The following is an 18,623-nucleotide window of genomic DNA, read 5'->3' on the forward strand; positions in this document are numbered from 1 at the left end:
GGTGGCGGGGGTGGTGCCGTGTCGGCGCAGCACCACCCCCGTCCCGCAGAGCTCAGAGCTCCGGCCGGGCGCGCTCCGCGACCGACGCCAGGTCCAGGGTGTGCGGCAGCGTCCCGAACGCGGCGCCTGCGTCGCCCCCCAGCCGCCCCGCGCAGAACGCGTCCGCGACCTCCGGCGGCGCGTACCGCACCAGCAGCGCGCCCTGAAGCACCAGCGCCAGCCGCTCCGTCAGCCGCCGCGCCCGCCCCTCGGCGCCCTCCAGGTCCGCCAGATCCGTCAGCACGTCCTTGATCGCCGCGTCCAGCCGGTGGTCCGCCCCGCGCGCCTGCCCGACCTCCCGCAGATACGCGTCCAGCGTCCCCGGGTCACGGCGCAGCGCCCGCAGCACGTCGAGCGCCTGCACATTGCCCGCGCCCTCCCAGACCGAGTTCAACGGCGACTCCCGCACCAGCCGGGGCATCCCCGACTCCTCCACGTAGCCGTTGCCGCCGAGGCACTCCGACGCCTCCACCGCGACCGGCGCGCACCGCTTCGTCACCCAGTACTTCGCCGCCGGCACGGCGATCCGCAGCAGCGCCCGCTCCTGCTCGCCGCCGTCGTCGTACGCCGCCGCCAGCCGCAGTGCCAGCGTCGTCGCCGCCTCGGACTCCAGGGCCAGGTCGGCCAGCACGTTCCGCATCAGCGGCTTGTCGAGCAGCTTCCCGCCGAACGCCTCCCGGTGCGCGCAGTGGTGCACCGCCTGCGCGACGGCCTGCCGCATCAGCCCCGCCGAGCCCAGCACGCAGTCCAGCCGGGTCGCCGCCACCATCCCGATGATGGTGCGGACCCCGGCCCCCTCCTCGCCGACCCGGCGTGCCCACGTCCCGTCGAACTCGACCTCGGCGGAGGCGTTGGAGCGGTTGCCCAGCTTGTCCTTGAGCCGCTGGAGGGCGAACACGTTGCGGGTGCCGTCCTCGAGCACCCGCGGCACCAGGAAGCAGGTCAGCCCGCCGGGCGCCTGCGCCAGCACCAGGAAGGCGTCCGACATCGGCGCCGAGCAGAACCACTTGTGCCCGGTCAGCGCGTACGTGCCGTCCTCGGCCAGCGGCCGCGCGGCCGTCGTGTTGGCCCGGACGTCGCTGCCGCCCTGCTTCTCCGTCATCCCCATCCCGAACAGCGCGCCGGGCTTCTGCCCGGCGGGCCGCAGGGCGCGGTCGTAGACCATCGACGTCAGCCGGGGCTCCCACTCCGCGGCCAGCTCCGGGTCGGTGCGCAGCGCGGGCACCGCCGCGTGCGTCATCGACAGCGGACAGCAGTTGCCCGCCTCCACCTGCGTCCACATCAGGAAGGCCGCCGCCCGCCGCACATGCCCGCCGGGCAGCCCCCAGGCCGCCGTCAGCCCCGCCGAGACGCCCTTGCCGAGCAGCCGGTGCCAGGCAGGGTGGAAGTCGACCTCGTCGATCCGCCGGCCGTACCGGTCGTGGGTGCGCAGCCGCGGCGGGTTCTCGTTCGCCTGCGCCCCCCACTCCTGCACCTGCGCGGAACCGCACGTGTGCCCCAGCGCGGACAGCTCCGCGAGCCCGTCCTCCCGGGCCTCGGGCGTCAGGTGCCGCTCGACCGCCTCCACCAGGGCTCGGTCCGAGCCGAACACGTCGTACCGGACGAGCGGCGGAACCTGGTTGGTCACGGTGTGCGTGATGCCTGCCATGGGGCGAACCTACCCCGCCCCCCGCCCCCTCTCACGCGAGGACCGGGCCTGTGGGTGAGTGGCGCCGGGCGTGGCGGATACCTTTGGTTCGTGCAGCCAGCAAGTGAATCCCCCGACGCGCCCTCCGGTCGCCTCCACCGGGCCCGCGCCCTGTACCGGAACGTGTCCAAACGCAGGACGGCCTGGCTGCTGCTCAAGGACACCGTCAACTCGTGCATGGAGTACCGCATCCTGGGCCTGGCGGCCGAGGCGGCGTTCTTCACGCTGCTGTCGGTGCCCCCGCTGCTGCTCAGCCTCGTCGGCCTGCTCGGCTACGTCGACGCGTGGACCGGCGCGGACACCATCCAGAGCGTGCAGCGCAACCTCCTGGACGCCTCCCGCACGGTGCTGTCCGACCGCGGCGTCACCGAGGTCGCGGAGCCGATCCTGAGAGACGTCACCAAGGGCGGCCGGCCCGACGTGATCTCCCTCGGCTTCCTGATCGCCGTGTGGTCGGGCTCCCGCGCGGTCAACGTCTTCATCGAAACCATCACCGTCATGTACGGCCTCGACGGCGTCCGGGGCATCGTCAGGACCCGGCTGCTCGCCTTCCTGCTGTTCATCGTGGCCCTGTTGATCGGCTCGGTCGCGCTGCCGCTGATGGTCGCGGGACCGGACGCGGTGGTGGACATCGTGCCGTGGTCGACGACGGTCGTGCAGATCCTCTACTGGCCCGTCGTCATCCTGCTGTCCGTCGCCTTCCTGACCACGCTCTACCACGTGTCCGTGCCCGTGCGCTCCCCGTGGATCGAGGACGTGCCGGGCGCGCTGGTCGCCCTCGCGATGTGGGTGCTCGGCAGCTTCCTGCTGCGCATCTACCTCACCAACACCGTCGAGGGCCCCACCATCTACGGCTCCCTCGCGGCGCCCGTGGCCGTGCTGCTGTGGATCGGCGTGTCCGCGTTCGCCGTGCTCGTCGGGGCGGCCGTCAACGCGGCCATCGACCGGGTGTGGCCGGCCGCCGCCACCGCAGCGGCCCGCGAGGCCAACGAGCGGCAGCGGCAGGCGCAGGTCGCCGAGTACGTCGCCCGCACCACCGCGTCCGGGGACGCGGACCCCGACATGCCCTCCGAGTTCCCCGAACGCTGGTCGCGCTTCCTGCCCCCCGAGGACGTCACCTCCCGCCTCCGCACCCACTCCAAGTCCGTCCAGCCCCGCAACGGGGACGGCCCGGGCCACGACGACCAGCACCGCGACTGACGCGAGGGGTTCCGGCGGGCCTCACTCCGTCCAGGTGCCGTCCGCCGCCGCCTCCCGCACGACGTCGGAGAAGTCCCGCGGCTCCCGGCCCAGCACCTGCCGCACCCCGTCCTCCACGCGCGCGTTGCGCCCGTCGAGCAGGGTCGCGAACACCTCGACGAGGAACGCGGCCTCCTCGTCCGGCACCCCGAACCCGGTCAGCGTCTCCCGGTAGGAGTCCGCCGGCGCCGCCCGGTACGTCAGCGGCCGTCCCGTCGCCTCCGCGATCTCCGCCACCGCCTCCGCCCAGGTGAGCGGCCGCGGCCCGGTCAGGGTCAGCGTCCGCCCCGCGTACCGCTCCCCGCCGGCCAGCGCGGCCACGACCACCTCCGCGACGTCCCGCACGTCGACGAACGGCTCCGCCACCTCGCCCGCCGGGAACACCAGCTCCCCGCTCCGCAGCTCCTCGGCCAGCGGCCCCTCCGAGAAGTTCTGCGCGAACCACGCCGACCGCACCACCGTCCAGTCCGCGCCGGACGCCCGCAGCGCCTCCTCCGTCGGCAGCGCCTGGTCCTCGCCCCGTGCGGACAGCAGTACCAGCCGCCGCACCCCCACCCCCAGGGCCGTCTCCGCCAGCGCGCCGACCGCCTCGGCCGTCCCCGGCGCCCCGACGTCGGCAGGGTGCACCAGATACGCCGCGTCGGCCCCGCGCAGCGCGCCCTCCCACGTCGTGCGGTCCGCCCAGTCGAAGCCGGTCGCCCGCGACGCCGGCCGCACCGTCATCCCGGCCGCCTCCGCGGCCCGCGCCACCCGGCTCCCGGTCCGCCCGGAAGCCCCGGTGACCACCAGTGTCATGTCCTTCGTACGTGTCGTCCCGTCCATGCCCCGAGTCAACTGCCGTCGTCCGCGCTGAGCCATCGTCGAGCGGCGCGCCCGCATACGCCCGCGTCTACGCTGACCCCATGGACGCACTCACCGGTCTGCTGGAGGGCCCCCGCGCCCGCGGCGCGTTCATGATCCGGGCGTGTTTCGACCCGCCGTGGGCGGTGCGGGTGGAGGACCGCGCCCCGCTGACGGTGATGCTCCTCGTACGCGGCGACGCCTGGCTGCTGCCAGACCGGGGCGAAGGGATCCGGCTGCGCGCCGGCGACCTCGCCGTCGCCCGCGGCCCCGACCCGTACACCTGCGCCGACGCCCCCGGCACCGCGCCGCAGGCGCTGATCCTGCCCGGCGGCCGGTGCCACTACCCCGACGGACGGCCCCTCAACGGCTCGATGGACCTCGGCGTCCGCACCTGGGGCGACCGCCCCGACAGCGGGACCGTGCTGCTCATCGGCACCTACCGGATGCGCGGCGAGATCGGCGGCCGGCTGCTGGACGCGCTGCCGCCGCTGCTCCCTCTCGGCGCCGACGTGTGGGAGTGCCCGCTCACCCCGCTGCTGATGGAGGAGGTCGGGCGGGACGCCCCCGGCCAGGAGGTCGTCCTGGACCGGCTGCTCGACCTCCTCGTCATCGCCGCCCTGCGCGCCTGGTTCGCCCGCCCCGAAGCTGAGCCGCCCGCCTGGTACGAGGCCATGTCCGACCCGGTCGTCGGCCCGGTGCTGCGGCTCCTCCAGGACGACCCGGCCCGCGCCTGGACCGTCGCCGGGCTCGCCGAGAAGGCCGGCGTCTCCCGGGCCGCGCTCGCCCGCCGCTTCACCCGGCTCGTCGGCGAACCCCCGATGTCCTACCTGACCGGCTGGCGGCTCGCCCTCGCCGCCGACCGGCTGCGCGACACCGACGACACCCTCGCCGCCCTCGCCCGTCAGGTCGGCTACGGCAGCGCCTTCGCCCTCTCCACCGCCTTCAAGCGTGCCTACGGCGTCAGTCCGCAGGAGTGGCGGAACCGGGCCGCCGCGTAGCCTGGACCCGTGTACAGGGAGCGTGCGTCACGGCTGCCGGGCGCGGCCGTGTGGACCAGCGTCCCCGCCGGTGAGGACGGGACGGGCAGGGTGCTGCCGGACGGCTGCATGGACCTGCTGTGGCACGACGGCCGCCTGCTGGTCGCGGGCCCCGACACCCGCGCCCACGTCGACGCGGGCGCGGCGGGACCCTGGTCCGGGATCCGCTTCCACCCCGGCACCGCGCCCACGCTGCTGGGCGTGCCCGCGCACGAACTGCGCGACCGGCGGGTGGAGCTGGCGGATCTGTGGCCGGCGGCGGAGGTGCGGCGCGCGACCGCCCGTGTGCACGCCGCTCACCACCCGGCGCGCGGCCTGGAGGACGTCGCCCTCCGCCTGGCCGCGTCGGCCGGCCCGCCCGACCCGCTGCTGACCCGCCTGGTCGCGGCCCTCGACGCCGGCCGCCCGGTCGCCGGGACGGCCGACGAACTGGGCCTGGGCGCACGTCAGTTGCACCGCCGTTCACTCACCGCCTTCGGCTACGGCCCGAAGACCCTGGCCCGCGTCCTCCGCATGCGCCGCGCCCTGGCCCTGGCTCGCGCGGGCGTCCCCTTCGCGGAGACCGCGCTCCGCGCCGGCTACGCGGACCAGCCCCATCTGTCGCGCGAGGTACGGAGCTTGACGGGGGTGGCACTGCGGGAGCTGGTGCCGCCCGACGCGGCCTCGTGACGCGCGCGGGAGGCTAGCCGCCCGTCGGGAGCGGGGCGAACAGGTCCACCCCGTTGCCGTCCGGGTCGAGCACGACGGCGTACCGCTGCCCCCACACCGCGTCCCACGGCTTCAGCTCGGCACGGGCGCCGGACTCCACCAGGTCCGCGAAGAGCGCGTCGACCTCGGAGGGACTGTCGCACCGCACGGCCAGGGAGGTCCGGCCCCCTCCCGACGGCGGCCGCCACCCCGGGTGGAACGACCGGACCATCTCCTCGGTGTCCAGCAACAACCGCATTCCGCCCGGCAGTTCCGCCTCCACATGCCCCTCCGCCTCGGCCCCTTCCGGGAACGTGAGCCCGAGCCGCCGGTAGAAGGCGACGGAGGCGGCCATGTCCGGGACGACCATTCCGATGGCATCGAATCGTGTGCTCATGCGGCCGACGGTAGGTCGGGGACGGCCAGGGCGTCTTGAACGAATCGGACACGGGCCCCGGCGAAGGGTATAGGCGGCGCCTATACCCTCCGCTCGCTTTTCGTCTTCGATTCTCCTTCCGGTGCGCACGTACGGTCTTTTCCGCTGCACCCGATTCCCCACTTCCGCGGATTTCCCGCCGACGAACAGCCTCACCCCGAGCTCCCGCTCCAGGCCGCGGATCTGCTGGGACACCGAGGGCTGGGCCACGTGCAGCCGTTCGGCGGCCGCGGTCACCGAGCCCTCCTCGGCGACGGCCAGGGCGTACTCGCACTGGCGCAGGCTCATCGGCTCCGGCATCCCCTTCCCGGGCGGCGGCGCGCTGACCGTCATCGTAGGCGGCCGGGCCCCGCGGCCGGGGGCCGTGCACGCGCGCGTAGGCTCCGGCGCATGGCCGATCCCGCACTCCTCGTTCTCACCCGCACCACCGACTACCGGCACGAGTCCATCCCGGCCGGCATCGCCGCCCTGCGTGCCCTCGGGGGCTTCGGCATCCACGCCCACGAGGACCCGGCGGCGCTGGAGGAGCCGCTCGACCGGTACGCGGCGGTCGTGTTCCTCTCCACCAGCGGCGACGTGCTCACCCCGGCCGGGCGCGAGCGGCTAGCGGCGTACGTCGAGGGCGGCGGCGGCTTCGTCGGCGTGCACGCGGCGGCCTGCACGGAGTACGGCTGGCCCTACTACGGCGACCTCCTCGGCGCCCGCTTCGCCGGCCACCCCCCGGTCCAGCCCGGCCGCGCCCTCGTCGAGGACCACGACCACCCGGCGACCCGGCACCTGCCTCCCGTCTGGGAGGTGACCGACGAGTGGTACGACTTCCGGACCAGCCCGCGGTCCTCCGCGCGCGTCCTGCTGTCCGCCGACGAGTCGTCGTACGACGGCGGCACCATGGGCGACGACCACCCGCTGGCCTGGTGCCGTACGCAGGGCGCGGGCCGCGTCTTCTACACGGCCCTCGGTCACCCCGTCGAGGCCTACGACGATCCGCTCTTCCGCGCCCATCTGCGCGGCGGGATCACCTGGGCCGCGGGCCGCTGACCTCGCGCCACGGCACTGTGCGCGCACTCCACCACGTCGTCCCGCCGTCCGCGCACGCCCCGTTCGGCCCAACGGCCCACCGCCTCTCCCACCGGATGGAAAGCCCTTCCCGTCGGCGATTCACGGCCGCGGGACGGGAAGAACCCCGTCATGCGGACGTGGGGGCGGGCCGTTCCGGGAGGAACAGCGGGGGGTGGTGTGGTGCTCTTGTTGTCACCGACGAGTTCGGGTCTTCGGCGGCCCGAGCCGTCGGACCAGGCGGCCGGGGGCGTCGGGCGGCGACCGCGGTGGTCGGTCCATCGGCCGGGCCGACCGGCATCGGCGGCCGGCAGCCGGCGCGGGGTGAAGGTGGTGGGCGTATGACGGCAGTGGGAGAGCGGGCGATGCCCCAGGTGACGACGGCGTACGGGGCGGTGCGGGGGCGGTGGGCGAAGACCGTCGCCGTGTTCCGCGGCATCCCCTACGCCGCGCCCCCGTTCGGGCCGCGCCGCTTCCGGCCGCCCGTGCCGCCGGAGCCGTGGGACGGTGTGCGGGACGCCGGCGCGTTCGGGCCGACCGCGCCGAAACCCCCGTACAGCGCCGCCTTCGCCGAGTACCTCTCCGACCCCGACATCGGCGGCGACGACTGTCTCAACCTGAACGTCTGGACCCCCGACCCGTCCCCGGACGCCCGGCTGCCCGTCCTGGTGTGGCTGCACGGTGGCGCGCTGACCAGGGGCTCCTCCGCGGTCCCGGTGTACGACGGCAGCACCTTCGCCCGCGACGGCGTCGTCTTCGTCTCCCTCAACTACCGCCTCGGCGTGGAGGGGTACGGCCTCTTCCCGGACACCCCCGCCAACCCCGGCCTGCGCGACCAGCTCGCCGCGCTGCGATGGGTGCACGAGAACATAGCCGCGTTCGGCGGCGACCCCGGCCGGGTCACCCTCGCCGGCCAGTCCGCCGGGGCGATCAGCGCGGGCGCGCTGGTCGCGGCACCGCAGTCCCAGGGTCTGATACGGCGGGCCGTCCTGCAGAGCGGACCGCCCGAGTCCACGGAGCGGGACAAGGTGCGGCGCATGGTCCGCCGGATGGCCACCCGCCTCAAGGTGCCCGCCACCGCCGAGGCCTTCGCCGCCGTCGACCGGGAGCAGCTCCTGCGCGCCCAGGCCGACGTCGGCCGGCTCGGCAGCCCGCTGCTCGGCGGCTCCGCCTTCGGCATCGTCGTCGACGGCGACCTCGTCCCGCGCGACCCCCTGGAGGCCCTCACCGACGGCGCGGCCCCCGGCGTCACCCTGATGACCGGCTGGACCCGCGACGAGTACCGGCTCTGGCTGGTCCCCGGCGGTCTGACGGAACGCCTCGACCGTCTCGGCCCGGTCGCCCTGGCCGGCGCGATGGCCCGCTGCCGCTGCGGCAGCGAGGTCCCGCGCGGCTACCGCGCCCTGCACCCCGACGCCGGCACCGCCGAGACCGTCGGCCAGATGGTCACCGACCACCTCCTGCGCGCCCCCCTGCACCGGCTGTCCGACGGCCGCGCGGAACCCTCGTACGTCTACGAGTTCGCCTGGCCCTCCGACCGCCCCGGCATGGGCGCCTGCCACGCCCTGGAGCTGGGCTTCGTCTTCGACAGCGGCGACAGCCCCGATGCCCGAAAGCTCGCCGGCGAGGGCGCCCCGCAGGAGCTGGCGGACGCCATGCACGGGGCGTGGGCACGGTTCGTCACCGACGGCACCCCTGGCTGGGAGGTGTGGGGCCCGCACCACCCGGTCCAGGTGTACGGCGACGGCGCCCCGCACGTCGTGCACGGCCCCCGGGACCGCGAACTGGCCCTGTGGACCGCCCCCGGCGCCGAGCGGGCCGCGCGGACACCGCAGTCGCCGGAACTCCGCTCGGTCGTCCGGCGCCTGCGCCGCAACGGGGCGCTCCGCCGTTCCTGAGGCCCCGCAGCGCCGCTCAGACGGCCGGGCCCCCCGGTGGACCCGGCTCGGGGCAGCGCGTACTGGCCGGGATCCGCAGCGCGAGCAGCGCCATGTCGTCCTGGCCGTCGCTCGGGTGGTGATCCGCCAGCACCCGCACGAACTCCTTCAGCGGACGCTCCGCGTGGGTGGCGGCGAGGTCCGCCAGGGCGGTCAGGCCCTCGTCGATGGAGTGCGCGTGGTGCTCGACCAGCCCGTCGGTGAACAGGAGCAGGATCGACCCGGCGGGCAGCTCGTGCGTGTGGTCGGGCCGCGCGATGCCGGTGCTCACCGCGAGCGGCACGCCCGGCTCGGCGTCCAGGTACTCCGTCTTCAGGTCCGGGGTGATCAGCAGCGGCGGCAAGTGTCCCGCGGTGCTCCAGCGCAGCACCCAGCCGGTCTCGTGCGGCTCGATCCTGGCCAGGCAGACCGTGGTGACCGGGATGTCCGCGGTGGCCTGCAGGGCGCGGTCCAGCTGGACGAGCACCTCGCTGGGCGGGGTGCGGCGGTCGTAGAGCAGCGCGCGCAGCATGCTGTGGATACGGGCCATGGCGGCGGCCGCGTCCAGGTCGTGGCCGCCGACGTCCCCGATGGTCACGCCGACCGTGTCGTCGGGCAGCACCATCGCGTCGTACCAGTCGCCGCCGAGCCGGCTGGGCTGCGTGGCCGGCCGGTACACGGTGGCCGCCTCGAAGGGGCTCAGGTCGGGCAGGGACGGCAGCAGCAGCCGCTGGAAACGCTCGGCGCTCTCACGTTCCTGCGCGAACAGACGGGCGTTCTCGATGGCGATGCCGGCCGCGCCGGCCAGGGCGACGACGACGTTCTCGTCCTCCCGGTCGAACGGCCGGCTGTCGTACCGCTCCGAGAGGTACAGATCGCCGTAGATCTCACCGCGCACGCTGATGGCCACGCCGAGGAGCGTCCGCATCGGGGGATGGCCGGGCGGGAACCCGGCCGAGGAGGGGTGCCCGGGGATGTTCTCGACGCGCAGCGGCTCGGGGTCCTGGATCAGCAGGCCGAGCACACCGCGGCCGTGCGGGAAGGGGATCCCGGCGAGCGCGGCGCGCTCCTCCTCGTTCAGCCCGGCGGTGATGAACTCCTTCAGGTACTCACCGGACTCGTGGAGCACGCCCAGGGCGCCGTAGCGGGCGCCGACCAGATCCATCGCGGTGGTGACGATGCGCCGCAGCACGGCGGACAGGTCCAGCTCGCCACTGATCGCGAGGACGGCGTCGAGCAGCCCCTGCAGCCGGTCCTTGGCGTCGGCCAGGGCCCGCAGCTGGGTGCCGATCCGTTCCAGCTCGGTGTCGAGGTAGATCCGGAGGTCGGGGGCCGGGGGCGGCTGCGGGGCGGGGCCGGTCCCTTCCCGCTCCCCTTCGTCCCGTGCGTCCTGCTCGCTCAACGCGTCCACCTCGGCGAGGCCCCGGCGGCAGCCGCACGCCGGCCACGGCTGCTCCGCTCGTCCAGCCCTCCACGCGAGGGGTACACCTCGGCCTCCCGACACGCCCGTGATCGAACAGAATCACAGCATGACACGGTCAAAGCGGGCATTTCTCCTCCTGGTACGCCATCGGCATGCCGCCGTGGCGACCACGGTCCGCTCGCCGACGGGCTCGTCCAGGCCGGCGTCCCGCCGCCCGCTCAGGAAGCGGGTGCGATACGGAGCACGGCGGTCTTGCCGCGCACCTCGACGACGGTGAGGCGCATGACGTCGTTGACGGTCGCGGCGGGTCCCGTACCGCACCGCAGCCGCACGCCCCCGCCGCCCTGCGACGTGACGCTGCCGCCGCCGGAGCATCCGGCGATGCTGTACCCCGACCCGTGAACCGGGGCGACCATCTCGACGTCGTCCCCACCGACCGCGGTGACCTCGATGGGCCCGAGCCCGTACGACGCCGGGACCTCGACGACGTCCCCGGCGCCGACGGTGACCTCGCAGGAGCCGTCGGCGCAGGGGCCGGTGGGGGAGGGAGAGGGTGAGGGTGAGGCCGAGGGCGTGGGCGTGCTGGTCGCGGAGGCGTCACCCCCGCCCGCGGCCCGCCCCGCACGACCGTCGTCACCGTCACCGGAGGAACAGGAAGCGAGGGAGAGCACGGCCGCGGCAACGGCAGTGAGGGCGAGGGAGGTTGTCGATGTGCGCACCATGCCTGCCATTGAAGGCGCGGACGGGAGGGACGTCACGGACGTTGACCCACTCGCAACGCGCCGTTCGATGCGGAAGGGGGCGCACCGGCGCACACGTAGGCTTTGGCGGTGCGCACAGTGGAACTGTTGGTGGACGAGGCGACGGAGTCGGCGGTACGGGAGGCCTGGCGGCGGCTGGCGGACGCCGGGCTGCCGAGCCAGGCGCGCCACCGCTCACCGACCAACCGCCCGCACCTCACCCTGGCCGCGTGCCCGGAGCTGACGGCCCCGATCCGGTGGGAACTGGCCGAGGCGGCAGCCGCGTTGCCCCTGCCGGTCCGCTTCGCCGGCCTGATCCGCTTCGAACGGCCCACGTCCGTCCTGGCCTGGTCGCTGGAGCTGGACGCCGCGCTGACCGACCTGCACCGGACGGTGTGGGACGCGGTGACCGCGGACAACCGCCCCGAGACCCTCAACCCCCTGCACGCGCCGGACAACTGGAGCCCTCACATCACCCTCGGCCGCACCCGCCGCCCCGGCGCCTTCACCAGCCGCCGCATCCCGGAACTCCTCCCCCCACCCCCGCTGGCGGCCCACCTCACCACCTTGCGCAGCTTCGACACGGAGACGGGGACGCTGGAGATCCTCTCGCCGCGGGACTGACTGCCAGGCGTAGACTCCTCCTCCTCCTGACGGAAGGTCATCGAGTGGTCGTCGCACGGACAGTCGCCGGAGCCGGTTCGGTGCTGGCGATGCTCAGCCTGTCCGGCTGCGGATTCCTGTGGAACTGCACCGACTCGACCGCGGAGCGCGGGGAGGCGGATGTGCGGGTGGAGATCGTGGACGAGGGCGGGCGGCCCGTCGGCGTCACCGCCGAGGTGACCGGCTGGCGCAGGGAACCGCATCCGCAGGTGCCCGAGGACGGCGACGAAATACGCTTCGGCATCCGGTTCGAGGGAGCCGGGCAGGGAAGCGAACCCGCGGTCGACGTCTGCGCGGTGGACGACAAGCGCGAGGTGCTGGGCTGTCACACGGTGTACTCCTCCGAGGTGTTCGGCCCGGAGGGCCCCTACACGGGCGACTACTACCTCAAGGCCGACAGCCCCGAACGGGTCGCCGAGGTCCTGCTGATCCCCAACGACCAGTCGTCCCAGGACCGACGGACCTGCGAGGACGACATGAAGGACGGCGGCGGGGTGCACCCGCCGGACACGCCGGAGCTGGGGGAGCAGCTGTAACTCCCGGGCCGGGGTCAGCCGTTCCGCAGCGTAGGCCGTACCTGGCGCAGGAACGTCGCGTTGTCCGGCGTCTCCCGCAGGCGCGTCAGCAGCGTCTCCAGGTCGGTCGCCGAGTCGCGGGAGGTCAGGGCACGGCGCAGGCCCTGGGTGGCCGTCAACTCGTCCGGGCTGAGGAGGAGTTCCTCGCGGCGGGTGCCCGAGGTGGTGATGTCCACCGCCGGGAACAGTCGCCGTGACGCCGACTCGCGGTGCAGGCGCAGCTCCATGTTGCCCGTGCCCTTGAGCTCCTCGAAGAAGAACTCGTCCGCACGCGAACCTGTGTCCACCAGCGCGGAGGCGAGGATCGTCAGCGAACCGCCCTCCTCCGTCTCGCGCGCGGCGCCGAAGAACCGCTTCGGGCCGGTCAGCGCAGCGGCGTCCACGCCGCCGCTGAGGGTACGGCCGCCGGGGCCCGCCGCGTTGTTGTACGCCCTGCACAGCCGCGTCAGCGAGTCCAGCAGGATCACCACGTCCTCGCCGGCCTCCGCGAGCCGCTTGGCCCGCTCCACGACCAGCTCGGCGAGCGCGATGTGCTGCTTGGCGGGACGGTCGAACGTCGAGGAGTACACCTCGCCGTGGACCGAGCGCCGCATGTCGGTGACCTCTTCGGGGCGCTCGTCGAGCAGCACCACCATCAGCCGGGACTCGGGGTGGTTCCCCGCGACGGCCGCCGCGAGCTGCTGGATGAGCACCGTCTTGCCGGTCTTCGGCGGCGCGACGAGCAGCCCGCGCTGCCCCTTGCCCACCGGCGCCAGCAGGTCGACGACCCGGCCGGCGAGCCCGGCCGCCCGGTGTTCGAGGCGCAGCCGGCGGTGGGGGTGGACCGGGGTCAGGTCGCGGAAGTGGGGACGGCCGGCGAGCGAGCCGGGTGTACGGCCGTCGACGCGGGCGACGTCGGTGAGCGCCCTGCGGTCGCCGAGGACGCCCTCCACCAGGTCGCCCTTGCGCAGACCGTGCCGGCGCACCAGGGCGGAGGAGACGACGGGGTCGGACGACCCGGCCACGAGGCCGGAGCCGCGCAGGTACCCCTTCCCGGTCGCGTCGACGTCGAGGACACCGGTGACGGTGACGGACCGGGGCTGCTGCCGGTCCGAGGTCCGCCTGCCCGGGGCCGGACGGTCGGCGCTCTTCCGGTCGGCGGTCCGACGGCTGCCGGGGCGGTCGAGAGCGGTGGTCATATGGTCGGTCCTTTCGAGGGACGGAAAGAAGAAGGGGAAAGCGAGAAGGGGGGAACCGCGGTCTTCAGGGAGGGCGGGTGCGCGCCTCACAGCGGTGGGGAACCTCACTGCGGTCGCCGTGCGACCGTGGGGGAAAGCCGTACGCGGGCGATGCGAGAGCCGACGTGACGGCTGGGAGAGACGCCGAAGCGAAGAAGGTTTCGGCGGTGAGGACCGGCCCGGCGCCCGGCGGGGCGCTGCACGGCACTCATGGCACCGTACCACGGTGCCGCGCCGGGGCAAGGGCGGCCCGCGGCGCCCTACGACCCCCGCAGCGTCCGCGCGATCGACGTGATCGTGTCCGGACCGACCCGGCAGCACCCACCGATCAGCCGCGCCCCCGCGTCCCGCCAGCCCGTCACCCGGGACGCCGAGAACGTGGGCTCGCCGGTCCAGGCACGGGCCCGGGCGTCCCACCGTTCGCCGCTGTTCGGGTACACCACCACCGGCTTGCCCGTCACCCGCGCGGCGACGGCGACCGCGTGGTCCGCGTCCTGAGGCGTGCAGCAGTTGACGCCGACCGCGATCACCTCGTCCGCCCGCGCGGCCAGTGCGAACGCGTCCTCCAGCGGTTGGCCCGCCCGTGTACGGCCGTCGGCCGCCGAGTACGACAGCCAGGCGGGCACCCCCAGCCCGCGCACCGCTCGCAGCAGCGCCTCGGCCTCGTCCGTGTCGGGGATCGTCTCCAGTGCGAGCACGTCCGGGGCGGCGGACGCCAGGACCTCCAGCCGGGGACGATGGAACCGCTCCAGCTCCGCGACCGACAGTCCGTAGCGGCCCCGGTACTCGGAGCCGTCCGCGAGCATCGCGCCGTACGGGCCGACGGAGGCCGCCACCCACCGCGGGCGGCGCGCACCCGGGGCGCCCCCGGCCGCCGTACGGGCGCGTTCCACGCTCAGCGCGAGCAGCTCCGCGGCCCGCTCCCGGCCGACGCCGCGCCGCGCGAACCCCTCGAACGTGGCCTGGTAGCTCGCCGTGATCGCCACATCCGCGCCCGCCTCGAAGTACGCGCGGTGTGCCGCCGTGACCGCCTCCGGCTCGTCCGCGAGGAGCCGCGCCGACCACAGCTCGTCGCTCAGGTCGTGACCGGCCGCCGCGAGCTGGTTGGACATGCCGCCGTCCAGGACGACCGGGCCGTCCGCCAGGGCCGCGGCGAGGGACTCCGTGGTGCTCATACGGCGACGTTAACCGAGGCCAAAGGCTCGGCGCGCCCCCCGGTCCGGCTGCTGGGATGCTGGAGGCACACGCGGCCCGACAAGGGTGGTGAGTGTCGTGACATCAGCACAGGGCGGCGGCCCCCCGGCCGTGGAGCACCACGCGGGGCCGCACGAGCCGCAGACGGGCTCCCACGTCCCGCAGCCCGGCCTTCACGACCCTCGGACGGGCTCCCACGTCCCGCAGCCCGGCCTTCACGACCCTCGGACGGGCTCCCACGTCCCGCAGCCCGGCCTTCACGACCCTCGGACGGGCCCTGACGCCCCCGAGCCCGGCCCTCACGCCCCCGAGCCCGGCTCCTACGACCCGCAGACCGGCCCCCACGACCCCCACGGCGACCCGTTCCTGAGCACCCGCTTCGCCGTCCCGGCGCCACCGGACACCTTCCTGCGCAGGGAGCGGCTGGCCGGGCACCTCGACGGCGCTCTGCGCACCCCTCTGACCATGGTGAACGGCTCCGCCGGCGCCGGGAAGACGCTGCTGGTCGCGGACTGGGCGGCCGGGCACCCGGAGCTGCCCGTCGCCTGGCTCACCACCGACACCGACGGGCAGGGCGCCGGCATGTTCTGGGCGCACCTCCTCCAGGCGCTGCGCACCTGTGGCGTGCCGCTGCCCGGGGACATCGCCTCCCCGGCCGACGCGAACCGGGTGGGCGACGCCCTGCCGACCCGGCTCGCCGCTCTCCTCGGCGGGCGGGACCGGCCGGTGGTCCTGGTGCTGGACGAGTTCGACCGGGTCACCGCCCCGGAGATCGCCGCCCAGCTCGACTTCCTGCTGCGCCACTCCGCGCCGGGGCTGCGGCTGGTCCTCGTCACCCGCACCGAGCCGCTGCTGCCCCTGCACCGCTACCGGGCCGCGGGCGAGCTGACCGAGATCCGCGACGCGGAGCTCGCCTTCACACCCGGCGAGGCGGCCCGGCTGATGGAGGCGCACGGCCTGCGGCTGTCCCCGGCCGCGGTGCGCGGGGTCGTGGAGCGGACCCGGGGATGGGCCGCCGGACTGCGGCTGTGCGCGCTCGCGGCGGAGGAGGCCCCGGACCCGGAGCTCTGCCTCAAGGAGTTCGAGGCCGACCGCAGCGCCGTCGCCGACTTCCTGCTGGCCGAGGTGCTCAAACGGCAGGACGACGGCACGCAGGAACTGCTGCTGCGGGTCAGCGTCCTCGACCGGTTCGGCCCGCGGCTGGCCAACGCCGTCACGGGACGCGCCGACGCCGAGGCCGTGCTGGCCCGGCTGCACCGCGGCAACGCCTTCGTCCAGCACGTCGGCCACGGCGTGTACCGGCTGCACCCCCTGTTCGCGGAGATCCTCCGCGCCCACCTGCGGATGCGCCGCCCGGGACTGGAGCCCGAACTGCACCGGCGGGCCGCCGTCTGCCTCCGCACGGCCGGGGCGCTCCCGGCGGCGCTCGGGCACGGCGCCGCCGCCGACGACTGGGAGTTCACCGCCTCCGCCCTGGTCGACGACCTCGCCCTCGGCCAGTTCTTCACCGGCCCGCGCGCCGACATCCTCGACGCGCTGTTCTCCCGCATGGGGCCGCGGGGCGGCGACGGACCCGCGCCTGAACTCGTCCGCGCCGCAGCCCGGCTCTCCCGGGGCGACCTCGCCGGAGGCGCCGTACGGCTGAGGCGGGCACGGGAGCGGACGGCGCGGTACGACGGCCCCGCTGGCGAGACGGGCGCGGCGGCCGTCCGGATGGGCTGCGCCCTCCTGGACGCCCTCGTCGCCCGGCTGTCCGGCGCGCCCGGCCGCGCCGAGGACGCCGTACGCGAGGCGGAGGCGCTGCGGGACCTCCTCCCCGCCGAACTGCTCGACCGGCACCCTGAGTTCTTCGCGCTGCTGCTCGACCACCTGGGGTCCGCCCGGCTGTGGGCCGGGGACTTCGCGGGGGCGCGGGACGCGCTGACCCGGGCGGCGGCGACCGGACCCGGCGCCCCGGCCACCGCCCTGCCCCGCGAGGACGCGCTGGCGCGGCTCGCCCTCCTCGACGTCCTGCACGGCTGGCCCGGCCGCGCCGAACGCACGGCACGCGCGGCCCTCGCGGAGACGGAACGGTCCGGGATCGCCCGGCCCGCCTCCTCCGGCGTCGAACGCCTCGTCCTCGCCGCCGTGGCCGTGGAGCGCGAGGACCTGGGGCAGGCGCGTGCGCTGCTCGACACGGCGGGTGAGTCGCACCCCGCGCTGCGGGACCCCGTCCTCGAGGCCGGGCGTGCCCTCGTCGCCGCACGTCTGCACCTGGCCCGCGGCGAGCCCGGCGCGGCGTGGAGGGCGGTCGAGCCCGGGGTGCCGGCCGACGCCGTCTCGCCTTGGGCCCGGGGCGAGACGGCCCTGGTCGCGGCGGTCGCCGGCCTCGCGGAGGGCCGGCCGCCGGACGCCGCGGCGCTGCTGCCCGAGGTGCCCCGCGACCAGCCCGCCTGCGTGGTGGGCGAGGCGCGGGTACTGCTGGCCGCCGGACAGCCCGAGGCGGCCGTACGACTCCTCGACCGGGCGGCCGTCGACGAGCACGCGGGCCCGTCCGTGACCGTACGGGCCGCGCTGGTGCGGGCCCGGGCCGCCGACCGCGCGGGGGACGCCTCCGCGGCCCGCCGTCTGGTCGCGCACGCGGTGGCGGAAGCACACCGGGAGGGCCTGCGCCGCCCCCTCGCCGAGGCGGGTTCATGGATCCGCCCCTACCTGACCCCCACCCCACGTCACCGCCGCCCCACCCCTCCCCGCCCCACCGGGAGCCCGCCCCCGCCCGTCGAGGAGCTGAGCGGCCGCGAACGGGACGTGGTGCGGAGACTCGCCCTGGCGATGTCCACGGAGGAGATCGCCGCCGACCTGTACGTCTCGGTGAACACGGTGAAGACGCACCTGAAGAACGCCTACCGGAAACTGTCGGTCGGCCGCCGCAGCGAGGCGGTCCGCCGAGCCCGCGAACTGGGCCTGCTGTGAGGCGGCGCACCCCGGCGCGGGCATCGTAGGAGGCGACGCCACCAGGCCCCGGGCGGGACGTGGCCGCGGCGGCGGAGCCATCCGCGCGCACCCCTGCGGAGCCGGCGGACGGCGCGTCCGCCGCCCCCGTGCGCACGCCGACTGCACCGGTGGCGTCTGCGGATCCATGCTCGCCGCCTCCGTCGTCGTGGGTGCCGGGTACGTTCGGGACCTTCCCCCGGCTGGAACTCGTGCTCCTGCTCCTGCTCACCGGCGTGGTGTTCTGGATCGCCCATGCGCACGCCCATCTGTTCGGGGCGCGGCTGGCGCAGCGTCCGCCGGATCTCGCCGTGGTCCGGCGGGTGTGCCGGGAGGAGTGGACGATCGTCAGGGCCGCGGTGCCTCCGGCGGTCGCCGTGGGCGTCGGGCCCGTGCCGGGACCCGACGTGCAGGGCGGCCAGTGGCTCGCGCTGTCCGTCGCCGTGACGGGCCAGGTGGGCTGGTCCGTGGCAGCGGCACGACAGGCGGGAGCGCCGGGACGGCTGCCGGTGCTGTCGGCCCTGGTCAACCTCGTCCTGGGGCTGGTCATCCTGGCGAGCAAGCTGTGGCTGACGCACTGACCGTGCCCCGGGCCGCCCCTCTCACCTGCCCGGGGTGAGCCGTGCCGGCCGTCGGGGGACGGAGCATGGGAAGGGGCGGGCGTGGTCCGCCCGGTCCAGGCACCACCCGGGGAGCGGCTGATGCGCTACGAGATCCGCGTCGAGGGGCAGCTCTCGGAACCGCTGATCCGCATGTTCCCGGAGCTGGACCACGTGACGATGGCCGGGCAGACCCTGCTGTTCGGGCAGGTGGTCGACGAGGCGCACCTCTACGGGCTGCTGGCCCGCTGCCAGTCCCTCGGCCTGCGGATCCTGGAGCTGCGCCAGGCGCCCCGGTGAGC

16 protein-coding genes and 1 pseudogene are annotated in these 18,623 nt (G+C 75.2%); 10 read left to right on the forward strand and 7 right to left on the reverse strand.

The window, feature by feature from the left end:
* Positions 1 to 52: 52 nt before the first annotated feature.
* Positions 53 to 1,687, reverse strand: a complete 1,635-nt coding sequence (locus tag MTR79_RS09815; protein ID WP_244789762.1) for an acyl-CoA dehydrogenase family protein — start codon at positions 1,685 to 1,687, stop codon at positions 53 to 55.
* A gap of 90 nt (positions 1,688 to 1,777) precedes the next feature.
* Between MTR79_RS09815 and MTR79_RS09820 the strand changes: the two genes are divergently transcribed.
* A complete protein-coding gene (locus MTR79_RS09820) occupies positions 1,778 to 2,926 on the forward strand; it encodes a YihY/virulence factor BrkB family protein (protein ID WP_086702060.1) in 1,149 nt (382 codons plus the stop codon).
* Positions 2,927 to 2,947: 21 nt separating this feature from the next.
* Here MTR79_RS09820 and MTR79_RS09825 read toward each other — a convergent pair whose 3' ends face one another.
* Positions 2,948 to 3,787, reverse strand: a complete 840-nt coding sequence (locus MTR79_RS09825) for an NAD(P)H-binding protein (RefSeq protein ID WP_244789763.1) — start codon at positions 3,785 to 3,787, stop codon at positions 2,948 to 2,950.
* 80 nt (positions 3,788 to 3,867) lie between these two features.
* Here MTR79_RS09825 and MTR79_RS09830 point away from each other — a divergent pair, with 80 nt between their 5' ends.
* Positions 3,868 to 4,806: an AraC family transcriptional regulator gene (locus tag MTR79_RS09830; protein ID WP_244789764.1), complete on the forward strand. Its 939-nt coding sequence runs from the start codon at positions 3,868 to 3,870 to the stop codon at positions 4,804 to 4,806.
* 9 nt (positions 4,807 to 4,815) lie between these two features.
* Positions 4,816 to 5,514: a helix-turn-helix transcriptional regulator gene (locus MTR79_RS09835; RefSeq protein WP_244789765.1), complete on the forward strand. Its 699-nt coding sequence runs from the start codon at positions 4,816 to 4,818 to the stop codon at positions 5,512 to 5,514.
* A 13-nt stretch (positions 5,515 to 5,527) separates the two neighbouring features.
* Here the strand turns inward: MTR79_RS09835 and MTR79_RS09840 are convergent, their stop codons facing one another.
* The gene (locus MTR79_RS09840) at positions 5,528 to 5,929 is read right to left on the reverse strand and encodes a VOC family protein (protein WP_189363656.1); all 402 of its coding nucleotides are present in this window, start codon (positions 5,927 to 5,929) and stop codon (positions 5,528 to 5,530) included.
* Between the two features lie 429 nt (positions 5,930 to 6,358).
* Here MTR79_RS09840 and MTR79_RS09850 point away from each other — a divergent pair, with 429 nt between their 5' ends.
* Positions 6,359 to 7,006 carry a ThuA domain-containing protein gene (locus tag MTR79_RS09850; protein WP_189363442.1) on the forward strand — a complete coding sequence of 216 codons (648 nt, stop codon included), beginning with the start codon at positions 6,359 to 6,361 and terminating at the stop codon, positions 7,004 to 7,006.
* A gap of 359 nt (positions 7,007 to 7,365) precedes the next feature.
* Entirely contained in the window at positions 7,366 to 8,922 is a 1,557-nt protein-coding gene (locus MTR79_RS09855; protein ID WP_244789766.1) for a carboxylesterase family protein, read from the forward strand.
* A gap of 16 nt (positions 8,923 to 8,938) precedes the next feature.
* Here the strand turns inward: MTR79_RS09855 and MTR79_RS09860 are convergent, their stop codons facing one another.
* Together MTR79_RS09860 and MTR79_RS09865 are read right to left on the reverse strand one after the other, a co-directional pair.
* Positions 8,939 to 10,258, reverse strand: a complete 1,320-nt coding sequence (locus MTR79_RS09860) for a GAF domain-containing SpoIIE family protein phosphatase (protein WP_244793103.1) — start codon at positions 10,256 to 10,258, stop codon at positions 8,939 to 8,941.
* A gap of 323 nt (positions 10,259 to 10,581) precedes the next feature.
* A complete protein-coding gene (locus MTR79_RS09865) occupies positions 10,582 to 11,085 on the reverse strand; it encodes a hypothetical protein (RefSeq protein ID WP_244789767.1) in 504 nt (167 codons plus the stop codon).
* 108 nt (positions 11,086 to 11,193) lie between these two features.
* On the opposite strand from MTR79_RS09865, the gene MTR79_RS09870 reads away from it, so the two are divergent.
* Positions 11,194 to 11,727 (forward strand): 2'-5' RNA ligase family protein, encoded by a 534-nt coding sequence (locus MTR79_RS09870; RefSeq protein ID WP_244789768.1) that lies wholly within the window; start codon positions 11,194 to 11,196, stop codon positions 11,725 to 11,727.
* Positions 11,728 to 11,771: 44 nt separating this feature from the next.
* The gene (locus tag MTR79_RS09875) at positions 11,772 to 12,302 is read left to right on the forward strand and encodes a hypothetical protein (protein WP_189363445.1); all 531 of its coding nucleotides are present in this window, start codon (positions 11,772 to 11,774) and stop codon (positions 12,300 to 12,302) included.
* Positions 12,303 to 12,316: 14 nt separating this feature from the next.
* Here the strand turns inward: MTR79_RS09875 and rho are convergent, their stop codons facing one another.
* Together rho and mmuM are read right to left on the reverse strand one after the other, a co-directional pair.
* Positions 12,317 to 13,519, reverse strand: coding sequence for a transcription termination factor Rho (rho, locus tag MTR79_RS09880; protein WP_244789769.1), 1,203 nt, complete (start codon positions 13,517 to 13,519; stop codon positions 12,317 to 12,319).
* 299 nt (positions 13,520 to 13,818) lie between these two features.
* Positions 13,819 to 14,733 carry a homocysteine S-methyltransferase gene (mmuM, locus tag MTR79_RS09885; protein ID WP_244789770.1) on the reverse strand — a complete coding sequence of 305 codons (915 nt, stop codon included), beginning with the start codon at positions 14,731 to 14,733 and terminating at the stop codon, positions 13,819 to 13,821.
* A gap of 385 nt (positions 14,734 to 15,118) precedes the next feature.
* On the opposite strand from mmuM, the gene MTR79_RS09890 reads away from it, so the two are divergent.
* The 3 genes and pseudogenes from MTR79_RS09890 (at position 15,119) to MTR79_RS09900 (ending at position 18,621) form a co-directional block, all read left to right on the forward strand.
* Positions 15,119 to 17,704 (forward strand): LuxR C-terminal-related transcriptional regulator, encoded by a 2,586-nt coding sequence (locus MTR79_RS09890; RefSeq protein WP_244793105.1) that lies wholly within the window; start codon positions 15,119 to 15,121, stop codon positions 17,702 to 17,704.
* A 79-nt stretch (positions 17,705 to 17,783) separates the two neighbouring features.
* Positions 17,784 to 18,303, forward strand: a pseudogene (locus MTR79_RS09895) (hypothetical protein).
* A 120-nt stretch (positions 18,304 to 18,423) separates the two neighbouring features.
* Positions 18,424 to 18,621 (forward strand): hypothetical protein, encoded by a 198-nt coding sequence (locus tag MTR79_RS09900; protein WP_048455502.1) that lies wholly within the window; start codon positions 18,424 to 18,426, stop codon positions 18,619 to 18,621.
* Positions 18,622 to 18,623: the final 2 nt, after the last annotated feature.

The sequence above is a fragment of the Streptomyces sp. BJ20 genome, assembly GCF_022869105.1.
GTDB lineage: Bacteria > Actinomycetota > Actinomycetes > Streptomycetales > Streptomycetaceae > Streptomyces > Streptomyces griseoincarnatus.